General features: G+C 61.3%; 12 protein-coding genes. 9 read left to right on the top strand and 3 right to left on the bottom strand.

All coding sequences use genetic code 11. From position 1 onward, the window contains the following. Positions 1 to 51 precede the first annotated feature (51 nt). Positions 52 to 1,656: an FAD-dependent oxidoreductase gene (locus QZ653_RS14230; protein WP_296421039.1), complete on the top strand. Its 1,605-nt coding sequence runs from the start codon at positions 52 to 54 to the stop codon at positions 1,654 to 1,656. Here the strand turns inward: QZ653_RS14230 and QZ653_RS14225 are convergent. Continuing rightward, positions 1,653 to 2,687 (bottom strand): M42 family metallopeptidase, encoded by a 1,035-nt coding sequence (locus QZ653_RS14225; protein WP_296421036.1) that lies wholly within the window; start codon positions 2,685 to 2,687, stop codon positions 1,653 to 1,655. The genes QZ653_RS14230 and QZ653_RS14225 overlap by 4 nt on opposite strands. A gap of 275 nt (positions 2,688 to 2,962) precedes the next feature. Here QZ653_RS14225 and QZ653_RS14220 point away from each other — a divergent pair, with 275 nt between their 5' ends. From QZ653_RS14220 to QZ653_RS14205, 4 genes are all read left to right on the top strand, one after another. After that, positions 2,963 to 3,466 carry a YbjN domain-containing protein gene (locus QZ653_RS14220; protein WP_296421033.1) on the top strand — a complete coding sequence of 168 codons (504 nt, stop codon included), beginning with the start codon at positions 2,963 to 2,965 and terminating at the stop codon, positions 3,464 to 3,466. A gap of 72 nt (positions 3,467 to 3,538) precedes the next feature. Next, the gene (proC, locus tag QZ653_RS14215; protein ID WP_296421031.1) at positions 3,539 to 4,354 is read left to right on the top strand and encodes a pyrroline-5-carboxylate reductase; all 816 of its coding nucleotides are present in this window, start codon (positions 3,539 to 3,541) and stop codon (positions 4,352 to 4,354) included. After that, entirely contained in the window at positions 4,347 to 4,685 is a 339-nt protein-coding gene (locus QZ653_RS14210) for a tRNA-binding protein (RefSeq protein ID WP_296421029.1), read from the top strand. The genes proC and QZ653_RS14210 overlap by 8 nt, the downstream gene beginning before the upstream one ends. Beyond that, a complete protein-coding gene (locus tag QZ653_RS14205; protein WP_296421028.1) occupies positions 4,679 to 5,626 on the top strand; it encodes a 2-hydroxyacid dehydrogenase in 948 nt (315 codons plus the stop codon). The genes QZ653_RS14210 and QZ653_RS14205 overlap by 7 nt, the downstream gene beginning before the upstream one ends. Positions 5,627 to 5,985: 359 nt before the next feature. Here QZ653_RS14205 and QZ653_RS14200 read toward each other — a convergent pair whose 3' ends face one another. Next, positions 5,986 to 6,582 (bottom strand): thymidine kinase, encoded by a 597-nt coding sequence (locus tag QZ653_RS14200; protein WP_296421026.1) that lies wholly within the window; start codon positions 6,580 to 6,582, stop codon positions 5,986 to 5,988. Positions 6,583 to 6,886: 304 nt separating this feature from the next. Here QZ653_RS14200 and QZ653_RS14195 point away from each other — a divergent pair, with 304 nt between their 5' ends. Both QZ653_RS14195 and arsH read left to right on the top strand, forming a co-directional pair. After that, positions 6,887 to 7,339: a hypothetical protein gene (locus tag QZ653_RS14195; RefSeq protein ID WP_296421024.1), complete on the top strand. Its 453-nt coding sequence runs from the start codon at positions 6,887 to 6,889 to the stop codon at positions 7,337 to 7,339. A 16-nt stretch (positions 7,340 to 7,355) separates the two neighbouring features. Continuing rightward, positions 7,356 to 8,048, top strand: coding sequence for an arsenical resistance protein ArsH (gene arsH / locus QZ653_RS14190; protein ID WP_296421041.1), 693 nt, complete (start codon positions 7,356 to 7,358; stop codon positions 8,046 to 8,048). 281 nt (positions 8,049 to 8,329) lie between these two features. Here arsH and QZ653_RS14185 read toward each other — a convergent pair whose 3' ends face one another. Further along, positions 8,330 to 9,451, bottom strand: coding sequence for a beta-ketoacyl-ACP synthase III (locus QZ653_RS14185; protein ID WP_296421023.1), 1,122 nt, complete (start codon positions 9,449 to 9,451; stop codon positions 8,330 to 8,332). A gap of 156 nt (positions 9,452 to 9,607) precedes the next feature. On the opposite strand from QZ653_RS14185, the gene QZ653_RS14180 reads away from it, so the two are divergent. Next, positions 9,608 to 10,033: a BrnA antitoxin family protein gene (locus QZ653_RS14180; protein WP_296421021.1), complete on the top strand. Its 426-nt coding sequence runs from the start codon at positions 9,608 to 9,610 to the stop codon at positions 10,031 to 10,033. Positions 10,034 to 10,135: 102 nt separating this feature from the next. Next, positions 10,136 to 10,852, top strand: a complete 717-nt coding sequence (locus QZ653_RS14175) for a hypothetical protein (protein WP_296421019.1) — start codon at positions 10,136 to 10,138, stop codon at positions 10,850 to 10,852. Positions 10,853 to 10,977 lie beyond the last annotated feature (125 nt).

The following is a 10,977-nucleotide window of genomic DNA, read 5'->3' as shown; positions in this document are numbered from 1 at the left end:
TTGGTGCAACGCAGCCTGACGGGATTGTTCGGCGCGAAGGAAGGATAGCCTATGGAAACCCTCGCCGCTGATCTGGCCACCATGATCCGCACCCCCCTGCACGACAGCCACGTGCGCGCCTTGGACAAGGCAGGCACACGGCGGCACCTTGAGGCTGGCGATGTTTTGCAGGAAATGGGCAAACACGTGGAGGAGTTTCACTACCTGATATCGGGGGAGGTCGAGGCGATCGACCCGCGCACGCATGACCGCTACGGTGATGGCGCGACCCTTGGGCCGGGGCAGTTTTTCGGCGATATCAGTTTTCTCAGCGGGGCAAAGGCGCTTTTGGGCGCACGGGCTGTCAAGGACACCGAACTCATCTGCGTGCCGCGGGACGACATGTTGCGTCTGATGTCCCAAATCCCTGAGATGAGCGATATCATCATTACCGTTTTCGCCGCCCGCAGGCGACGTCTGCTGGAAAGCGGGGAGGCATCGCTGACCATCATCGGCGCTGAACAAAGCCGCGATATCCGCAATATGGCGGCCTTTGCCAGCCGCAACCGCATTCCTTTTCGGTCTCTCACTTTGGGCGAACACGAGGCCGAGGCGCTGGCCCATGAATGCAGTCTGGGCGAGGCACAGCCGGCGGTGATCTTTGGCAAATCCGAGGTGGTGACAGACCCCACCCCGCGCGGTTTGGCGCGTCGTCTGGGCCTTGATGTGGATGTGTCAAAGGAAGACGATTTCGACGTGTTGATCGTGGGCGGTGGCCCTGCGGGGGTGGCGGCTGGCGTTTATGCGGGTGCCGAAGGCATGCGCGCCTTGGTGATTGAAAATCACACCATTGGCGGGCAGGCGGGCACCTCCAGCCGGATCGAGAATTACATGGGCTTTCCCACCGGCATCTCCGGCGGCGATCTGTGCTGGCGGGGGGAGGTGCAGGCGATGAAGTTCGGCACCAAATTTGCCGTCCCGCGCCGCGCCGTCGCGGTCGAAAAACGCGACGACGGCGTGTTCTGCGTCACCATGGATGACGGCGATATCGTCTGCGCCAAGGCCATCGTCGTGGCCACCGGCGTGCAGTACCGCCGCCTGCCCATCGACCGGCTTGAGGATTTCGAAGGCATCGGCGTTTACTATGCCGCCACCGAAGCCGAAGCCCGTTTTTGCGCAGAGACCGAGGCCGTGGTCATCGGCGGGGGCAATTCCGCAGGACAGGCGGCGATGTATCTGTCGCGGACCGCCAAACACGTCCATATTCTGGTGCGCGGAACGTCACTTGCCACGTCCATGTCGGACTATTTGCTGTCCCGGCTTGAGGCAGACCCTGCCATCACCATTCACTACCGCACGGAACTGACGGGCCTGCACGGCGATGACGCATTGGAAAAGGTCACGATCCGCGACAAGGCAGCGGGGCAAGACTGGACGGTCAACAGCCGCGCGGTTTTTGTCATGGTGGGTGCGGCACCCAACACCGATTGGCTGACCGGATTGGTCGATCTGGATGACAAGGGGTTCGTTGTCACCGGCGATGGCGGCCATGAAACATCCCACCCCGGCATTTTTGCCGTGGGCGATGTGCGGTCGGGGTCGGTGAAACGGGTGGCCTCCGCCGTGGGCGAAGGCTCCGTCGTGATTTCAAAGGTCTGGGGCCACGTCCACGCCTAGTCCTGCGCGGCCAGATAGGCCGTCAGCAAATCCCGCGCGGCCTCCAGATCGGAGGCATGGACCATTTCGGTCACCGTGTGGATATACCGTGTGCCCACCGCAATCCCCACAACCCGCGCGCCCGAGGCCGCTTGTTGCGCCGCGGCTGAATCCGACCCGCCGGCGGCCAGCATGGTGCGCTGATAGGGGATGTCGTTGTCTTGGGCGATCTGTTCCATCTCACGCACCAGCGCCTTGTCCGCGATAAAGCTGCTGTCGCGCATGTGCAGGCCCACGCCTTTGCCCTGAACGGTCGTCGTCAGATGGTCCGGCACACCAGGAGTGTCGCAGGAAAGGGTCACGTCAATCCCGATCCCGATGTCCGGTTGCACCTTGTGTGAGGCCGTCCGCGCCCCGCGCAGGCCCACTTCCTCCTGACTGGTGAAGACCACATGAACCTCCGCCCCGCGACCGCCGTCCTTGAGGGCGCGAATGGCCTCGATCCCCAGCCAGCAGGCGATCCGGTTGTCCAAGGCCTTGCTGACGATCTTGTCGCCAATTTCAATCAGCGGCTCATCCATGACGACGAAATCCCCGATCTTCACACGCTCTTTCGCAGCTTCCCCCAGCCCCGTGTCGACAAAAAATTCCCCGACCTCAGGCACCTTCTTGCGATCTTCGGGGGACGAGATGTGGATCGGCTTGCCGCCGGGGTTCATCACCCCCTTCAGATCGCCATCTTCGGTGCAAACCAGCACGCGGCGCGAAAACAGGTTGCGCGGATCAAACCCGCCTACGGGCTGCAGGTACAAAAACCCCTTGTCGCTGATATGGCTCACCAGAAAGCCGATTTCATCCATGTGGCACAGCAACATGATCTTGGGCGCACTGTCCCCTTTGGCGCGGCGCACGCAGTGCAGCGACCCCATCGGGTCTTCGGTCACCTCATCAAAAAGGCCCTCAGTTTCCGCCTTGATCAGATCGCGCACGCGGTCCTCATGGCCGGGCACGCCGGGGGTTTCACACAATGCGCGCAGCAGGTCGATGTTCATGGGGCGTCCTTTCGCAAATCCGTCTCAAGCACCCTGCCCAAGGTGCCAAGCGACCACAAGACCCCGCAAAGATTAACAAACCCATGAAAAAACAGGCTTATCCCCTGAAAATTCGGGCACCGCGACGCTTATCCCCAAGAAAAGACTTTACAGAACCCCGCCTCAGCCCCCACGATATGTGGTAAGGAGTGCGGCTATGTACCCACTCCCTTGAGCAGAACACCAGATATCCGCCCCTGCCAGGGCGCTCTGGATGGACAGGAGGGTTCAGGCCCATGGCACTCACCGAACATTACGACAGCGTTGATGACATTCACCCGATTGATCTGGTGGAACACATTGCAGAACATCACGACTGGGAATTCGACCGCATCCACGATGACCAGATCGCTTTCGCGGTTGAAGGCCAGTGGCGCACCTATTCGATCACGCTGGCCTGGTCGGCCTATGACCAGACCCTGCGTCTGATCTGCACCTTTGAAATGGAACCGCCCGCCGACCGTTTGCCTGCGCTCTATGAATGCCTCAACCGCACGAACGACATGTGCTGGGCAGGGGCGTTTACCTATTGGGCCGAACAACAGCTGATGGTCTACCGCTACGGGCTGGTGCTGGCCGGCGAACAGGTCGCCGGACCCGAACAGATCGACACGATGATCAACGCCGCCGTGCTGAGCGCGGAACGGTTCTATCCCGCGTTCCAACTGGTCACATGGGCCGAACGCACCCCCAAAGAGGCCCTTGAGGTCGCCATCACCGAAGCCTACGGCACGGCCTGAACCCACAGTCACAACCGTTTGACCCCCCGTTCTGCGCGGCCTAACGTCGGGCCGAACAAGCGGGGGGTTTTCATGTCGATGGAACGTGTGGCGCAGGACGGTCTGGTCCTGCTCGGCTGTGGCAAAATGGGGTCCGCGATGCTGGCGGGCTGGCTGAAGGGCGGCTTGCCTGCGGCCTCCGTCTGGGTGTTGGACCCGAACCCGTCGGACTGGCTGCGCGGCACGGGGGTGCACATCAACGCAGGCGTGCCGGATGCGCCCGCCGTGGCGCTGATCGCAGTGAAACCCCAAATGATGGGTGATGCCCTGCCGACGATGGCCGCACTTGGCAACAGCAAGACCGTCTTCCTCTCCGTGGCCGCTGGCACCGCCATCGCCACGTTTGAAGGCGCGCTGGGCGCACAAAGCCCTATCATCCGCGCCATGCCCAACACGCCTGCCGCCATCGGACGCGGGATCACGGCCATCGTCGGCAATGCCCATGCCACAGACGCCGATATGGACATGGCCGATGCCTTGCTGTCTGCCGTGGGGCAGGTCGTCCGGCTGGAGGGCGAGGGCCAGATGGACGCCGTAACGGCGCTCAGCGGCTCGGGCCCTGCCTATGTCTTCCACCTGATCGAAACGCTGGCACAGGCGGGTGAGGCCGAAGGTCTGCCCGCAGACCTCGCCATGGCGCTGGCCAAGGCAACCGTCGGCGGGGCAGGGCAGTTGGCCGAGGACGCGGAGGAGGACCCCGCCCAACTGCGCATCAACGTAACCTCCCCCGGTGGCACCACCCAAGCGGCGTTGGAGGTCCTGATGAACGACACCGACGGCTTCCCCGCCCTGATGCGCCGCGCCGTCAAAGCCGCCGCCGACAGATCAAGGGCGCTGGCCAATGGCTGACATCAGTTTTGACGATTTCCTCAAGGTCGACATCCGCGTGGGCCGCGTGATCCGCGCGGAGCCGTTCCCCGAGGCGCGCAAACCCGCCATCAAAATGTGGATCGACTTCGGCCCTGAGATTGGCGAGCGTAAAACCTCCGCCCAGATCACCGCCCACTACACGCCGGAAACACTGGTGGGCCGTCAGGTCATGGGTGTCGTCAATTTCCCGCCCCGCCAGATCGGCCCCTTCATGTCCGAGGTTCTGGTGCTGGGCGCCCATGACCCAGACGGCGGCGTTGTGCTGATCGCGCCTGACAAGGACATCCCAATCGGAGAACGCATGTGCTGAAACTGCTGATCACCCGCCCCATCGCAGACCCCGTTCTGGATCAGGCCCGCCGCCTGTTTGACGTCACCGTTCACACGAAGGGGGCCATGTCCGAAAAGGATTGCGCAGATGCCTTGGCCACCTATGACGCCATCCTGCCGACATTGGGCAACCCCTTCACCCGCGACGTTTTTGCGGGCGACATAAGATGCAAAATGCTGGGCAACTTCGGGGTGGGATACAACCATATCGACACGCAGGCCGCAGCAGCGGCTGGGGTGATTGTGTCCAACACCCCTGACGTACTGACCGACGCCACCGCCGACATTGCCTTGACGCTTCTTTTGGCGACCGCCCGTCGCGCCGGAGAAGGGGAACGTCTGGTGCGTTCGGGCGCATGGGGCGGCTTTGACGGCAAGGGCCTGATGGGGACCCATGTGACCGGCAAGACGCTGGGCGTGATCGGCATGGGCCGGATCGGTCAGGCGATTGCTGCGCGATGTCACTACGGGTTCGGAATGGACGTGGTGTTTCACAACCGCTCCCCCAAGGTCACGACGGTGCCGGCAACCCAACTTGATTCCCTCCACGCAGTCATGGCCGCCGCAGACTTTGTCGTGGTCGCAACGCCGGGTGGCGCAGACACCACAAAACTGATCGACGCGGATGCTCTGGCGCAGATGAAACCCAGCGGGATTTTCATCAACATTTCCCGTGGTGAAGTCGTCGATGAAACAGCGCTGATTGATGCCCTCGAAGCGGGCCAGATCACCGGTGCGGGTCTTGATGTCTATGAAAACGAACCCCATGTCCCCGCACGGCTGCGCGCGCTTGAAAATTGCGTGCTGCTGCCGCATCTGGGGTCGGCCACGGACGAAACCCGTCAGGCCATGGCGCAGATGGCACTGGACAATATCATCGCCTGGTCCGAAGGCCGCGACCCACCGCAACGGGTGAACTAGGGTCAGGACCCATTCATTCTGCCCTGCTGGCGTCAAAACCGCGATATTTCAGAGGTTTGAGACATGCGGCAACGAACGGGTTCATTGCAAATGGCTCACGCCGTTGAAATGAAGCGGTTTTGTCGTCCTCCGGATTTGACGGATTTTCCCTGTGAGCGTCGTTACATCTGCTTGAAATTCAACGAGAGTTCCCGCGCAGATGCGCCTAATCGCAGATAAAATCTGTCAAACCAGAAGGGCGGAATTAATGGGTCCTGACCCTAGCACGCCCCTGTTTCGTTTTGCCCGAAATACTCCCGCCGGAGGCCCGCCAAAATTCGCAGAATTTTGGCCCCCCGCCCGCCGCAGGCGCGGATCCCTTAAACCAGGGTGGCCCCGTCGCCTTCCATGGCCTCGCGCCAATGACGGCGGCACAGGCTGACGTAGGTCTCGTTGCCGCCCACCTGCACCTGATTGCCTCCGGTCACCACGGCGCCCTCGCCATCGGTGCGGATCACCATGGTGGCCTTCTTGCCGCAATGACAGATCGTACGGACCTCTCGCATTTCATCGGCCAAGGCCAGCAAGGTGGCGGACCCGGGAAACAGCTCCCCCATGAAATCGACGCGCAACCCGTAGGCCATCACCGGCACGCCCAGATCATCCACCGCGCGCGCCAGCTGCCAGACCTGATCGGGTGACAAAAACTGCGCCTCATCCACAAACACGCACGCACAGGGGCCGGCGGTTAACCGTGTTTCGATCTTGCGAAACAGATCGTCTGAATGGGCATAGGTGTCGGCGTCGGCCCCGATGCCGATGCGGCTGGCAATCCGGCCCTCGCCGGCACGGTTGTCGAACTGTGCGGTCAGCAAATAGGTCTGCATCCCGCGCTCGGCATAATTGTGGGCGGCCTGCAGCAGCACGGTCGATTTGCCGGCATTCATCGTCGAATAGTTGAAGTAAAGCTTTGCCATGGGTGCGATAAATGAACCGCCGCTGACCCTGTTGCAAGGGCCAGCGACGATGTTCCGTCCGTGAGTGGCAGGCAAATACACGCCTTTACGAAACAGCGGCCCAAGGGGTGCGGAAGTCAAATGAATGTCATTCGACCCTGGATGGGGTCCGCCTCCCTTGGTCCTACGGCGTTGGGGACGCCGATGGCATGAGTTCGGTCTTTCAAACCGACCCGTTGCCCTATATCTGTCAAAGATGGATGGGGTGGTTCATGGGAAAACGTTGGGGTCATTCCCCTCACCACCTAAATGAGGGACGAAACATATGGCTGGCATTGGCAGCTACCTGAAAAAACACACCGAAGCCTTGGTGAAGGACGTGGGCATTGAACCTGCGTGCGAACTGACGGGCAAATCCAAAGCGACGCTTGGGCGTTACTATTCCGATTCCGACGAACATTCCGACAGGTTCATGCCGGTGGATGCGGTTGCCCAACTTGAAGCCGCTGCAAGTTATCCGCATGTGACCTCGGCACTGGCCGAACTGAATGGCAGCACGCTGAACAAGGACAGCGCGCCGAAAAATTCCGAAGGCGGCATCAACGCCGATGTCATCGCGCTGAGCCAGCGGTTCGCCATGTTGATGGCCGAATACCAGCAATCCATCGAAGACGGGATCATCACGGTCAACGAAGCAAAACGTCTGCTGCGCGAGACGGTTGAGTTGCAAAAGGTCCTGATCGACATGAAGCTGCATCTTGAAGATGAAAGTGGCTGAGATCGACGTCTCTGACATGCCCAACCTTGTGGCCGGGCAGCTTAAGCCGTTGGATATGGCGGCCCTCGTCGGGCCGGATGAGCCGGACCATCCGCCGCGCATTCTTTTGTTGTATGGCTCCCTGCGCGAGACCAGCTATTCGCGGGCGACCGCCCAAGAAGGGGCGCGGGTTCTTCGTGCGTTGGGCTGCGAGACAAAGTTCTTTGATCCCAGCGGGTTACCCCTGCCAGATGATGCAGGCGCGGATCATCCCAAGGTCGAAGAATTGCGGCAACTGGCGCTGTGGTCCGAGGGCATGGTCTGGTCGTCGCCCGAACGTCACGGGGCCATGACGGGCATCATGAAGACCCAGATCGACTGGCTTCCCCTTGCGCCCATCGGGGGCATCCGGCCCACGCAGGGCAAGACCCTTGCGGTGATGCAGGTGTCGGGCGGATCGCAGTCGTTCAATGCGGTCAACCAGATGCGCATACTGGGGCGCTGGATGCGGATGGTGACGATCCCAAATCAGTCGTCCGTTCCCATGGCGTGGAAGGAATTTGAGGGTGACCGGATGAAGCCTTCGTCGCTGTACAACCGGATCGTTGATGTGATGGAGGAACTTGCGCGGTTCACTGTCATGACCCGTGGCCGCAAGGACATGCTGGTGGATCGGTATTCGGAACGGGTGGAAAGCCTTGAGGATGTCCACACGCGGGTGAGTTCCTGAAACAGACGGCGGAGGGGGCGCTGCCCCCGGCCTTCGGCCCCCCCGAGGTATTTTAGAACCAGAGAAAGGGCGAACCCCAGAAGGGCCGTCCTGATATTCCCCCGGTGGAATGTTTTTCAGCGAGAACGGGCGGTGTTCAGGGCATGTATAGGGAAACGCCCCGGCTATTCGCCTGACCTCAGCGCTGGTTCTAGCACTTCAATCTTAATTTTAGATGAATGGCACGAAGGGGACGCCGCAGGCGGTCAGGATGGTCAGGGCCGCAAGGGCGAAGGCGATTTTCATTCGGCTTTCTCCAAGATGACGGATCCCACGGAATAGCCTGCCCCGAAGGAGCAGATCAGCCCGTGGTCGCCGGGTTTCAAGTCATTGGAATACTTCGAAAATGCAATGATCGACCCGGCGGAGGATGTGTTGGCGTAGTCTTGCAGGATATTGGGCTGTTCGTCACCCTCGGGTACGCGGCCCAGCACTTTCTTGCCGATGTAGTCGTTCATGGTTTTGTTGGCCTGGTGGAGCCAGAGCCGTTTGAGGTCGTCTGCCGTCACGCCTTCGTCGTCCATATGGGCGGCGATGTGCTGGCTGACCAGCGGGAGGACCTCTTTGAAGACCTTGCGGCCGTTTTGCATGAACTGCATGTCGCGGCGGTCTTCCATCTGGTCGCGGGTGCGGCGCAAAAAGCCGTTGTTGTTGCGGATGTTGTTGGAAAATTGCGTGGCCAGACGGGTGGATTTTATTTTGAAATGAGGGGCTTGCAGGTTTTCGTCCCGTTCGATGAGCAGGGCCGTTGCCACGTCGCCGAAGATGAAGTGACAGTCGCGGTCGCGCCATTCCAGATGGGCGGAGCAAATCTCGGGGCAGACGACAAGGGCACTCCGGATGGAGCCGGACCGGATCATGTCGGCGGCGGTCTGGATGCCGAAGGTGGCGGAGGAGCAGGCGACGTTCATGTCAAAGGCAAAGCCTTGAATATCCAGCATTTTCTGGATTTCGACGGCAATCGCGGGATAGGCGCGTTCGTGGTTGGAGGCGGCACAGATGACGGCGTCCACGTCATCGGCGGCGCGACCTGCCTGGGTTAGGGCCTGAAGGGCGGCATCGGCGGCCATTTCCGCCATCAGGGAGGGTTCGTCATCGGCGCGTTCGGGCAGGGCGGGGTACATGCGGGACGGGTCAAGAACGCCCGACTTATCAAGCACATAGCGGCGTTCTATGCCGGAGGCTGCGACGATGAAATCGGAGGAGGAATGGGGTTTCGCCTGCGTCTGACCGGCGGCGATGGCCTCGGCGTTTTCGGCGTTGAACAGGTCCGCATGGGCGTTGAACGCCGCGACCAGTTCGTCGTTCGTGATGACGTGTTCGGGGGTGAAGACGCCCGATCCGGTGATGGCTGCTGTGTACATGTTGGCCCCTCCTTCGACCCTGAAAACCGGGGTCACGGGGCATACACTACCTGTGCACCGCGCGTACACAACCTGTATGTACACGCGCAACGCACGGTCACTTAAGCAAATGTTGCAGGTCTGCGCGGACTTTGGTCGCCAACACAGGAGGCGATGATGCGCAAGATTGAACCGAAATCCATGACCAAGACCGAGCGGATGCACTGGGGCTACGGCGTCGATGCGATCAAGATGATGGAATACGAGCTGATGGGGTATCTGTCGGAGTTCACGGCCCTGCCCAGCGCGTGGCACCAGATATGGGAGGACGACGACCGCCGCGACCCCAAGCGCACCCGCGTGACGATCCGGCTGGATGCGGATGTGGTGAAATTCTTCAAGGGGATGGGGGAGGGGTACCAGACCCGCATCAACCGCGTGTTGCGCGCCTACATGCACTTTCGCCTGGCCAAGCTGATCGAGGGGCCGGACACGATGGATTATGTGCTGCGGCCCGAAGAGGTGTTGGCGAAGGCTGAGCGTATGCCTGAGTGGGGGGATACGAAGCGGGAGTTGGACGCGTATAGGGGGAAGGGGGAGTGAGGGGGGCGTAATGCACGTCGGTGTGTGCGCTGCGACACGGATGCGGGGGGCGACAGTGGTCTAGTCTGACCCAAACACATTTGGCTGGAGAAGGAGGTTGGCGTGAAACAACTCAGCTTGATCGCAGCATTACTGATGTCGGGCTGCGCCGAGACGATTTTGATGTCGGAGATCGGCAAGGTTAATAACAGCCCTGTCAGTTTGGCCGCCGTCCAATCTGACCAGCTGACCATGGCGCGCGCAATCCGGTACACAAATGCCATGGCGGACGCCTATTCGCGTGCGGGATTGAACACGGCCTATCTGCAGGACGCCGCAGGGGGCGTGGTGGTTGTGGGGGCTGTGGGCGCGGCCCTTGGCCAGTTCAACGGGTTGGCGGACACATTGATCGCGGAACGGGCCGCCGTGGGCGGGCTGGGGCAAATCTACGGCCAGCGGGCTGCGCCCAAAACCGCGATTGAGGCGATCTACACCGGTGCGCGCCGGTTAAATTGTCTGTCGACGGTTGGGGTTCTTAAAGGGGATGATGTGCGCGTCGCAGAACAGCGCGACGCGGCTTTCGTTATGGTGCTGATGACCAAGGAGGTGTTGTTTCAGACCCAAGAGGGATTGGCGCAAGAGCCCGTCACCTACAGCGAGATTGCCAATGCGATCAATGCGACCCTGCCTGCCGCGTCTGATCAGGCAGAGGGATTTGCGGATGCAAACGGTGGGGCCGCCGGCGGGACCCTGCCCATTGATGAATTCTACCAGATCGCGGCGCGCTGTTTGGGCACCAACGCCGGGCTGCCCGCCACCGTCGGTGACGTGGACGGCTAGGGGGGCCGCCCTGGTGGGCTGAAACGCCACTGTGGTCGGGGTGCCCGAGCGGTGCGCAGTCTTGGTCGCCTACCCCTGCAACGCCCGCACCTTCACATCCCCTGACACCTTCGCGCGGATGGCCA

Origin of the sequence: Pseudooctadecabacter sp., assembly GCF_020627745.1 — a bacterium.
Classification (GTDB): domain Bacteria; phylum Pseudomonadota; class Alphaproteobacteria; order Rhodobacterales; family Rhodobacteraceae; genus Octadecabacter.
Note: the sequence above shows the minus strand (reverse complement) of the source record. Positions and strands in the feature narration are given on the sequence as shown.

What these genes read in the sequence shown, in the direction of transcription:
- QZ653_RS14185 (WP_296421023.1), bottom strand. Translation starts at nt 9,451, where the DNA reads ATGTACACAGCAGCCATCACCGGATCGGGCGTCTTCACCCCCGAACAC.
- proC (WP_296421031.1), top strand. Translation starts at nt 3,539, where the DNA reads ATGTCGATGGAACGTGTGGCGCAGGACGGTCTGGTCCTGCTCGGCTGT.
- QZ653_RS14220 (WP_296421033.1), top strand. Translation starts at nt 2,963, where the DNA reads ATGGCACTCACCGAACATTACGACAGCGTTGATGACATTCACCCGATT.
- QZ653_RS14225 (WP_296421036.1), bottom strand. Translation starts at nt 2,687, where the DNA reads ATGAACATCGACCTGCTGCGCGCATTGTGTGAAACCCCCGGCGTGCCC.
- QZ653_RS14210 (WP_296421029.1), top strand. Translation starts at nt 4,347, where the DNA reads ATGGCTGACATCAGTTTTGACGATTTCCTCAAGGTCGACATCCGCGTG.
- QZ653_RS14230 (WP_296421039.1), top strand. Translation starts at nt 52, where the DNA reads ATGGAAACCCTCGCCGCTGATCTGGCCACCATGATCCGCACCCCCCTG.
- QZ653_RS14195 (WP_296421024.1), top strand. Translation starts at nt 6,887, where the DNA reads ATGGCTGGCATTGGCAGCTACCTGAAAAAACACACCGAAGCCTTGGTG.
- QZ653_RS14200 (WP_296421026.1), bottom strand. Translation starts at nt 6,582, where the DNA reads ATGGCAAAGCTTTACTTCAACTATTCGACGATGAATGCCGGCAAATCG.
- arsH (WP_296421041.1), top strand. Translation starts at nt 7,356, where the DNA reads ATGCCCAACCTTGTGGCCGGGCAGCTTAAGCCGTTGGATATGGCGGCC.
- QZ653_RS14180 (WP_296421021.1), top strand. Translation starts at nt 9,608, where the DNA reads ATGCGCAAGATTGAACCGAAATCCATGACCAAGACCGAGCGGATGCAC.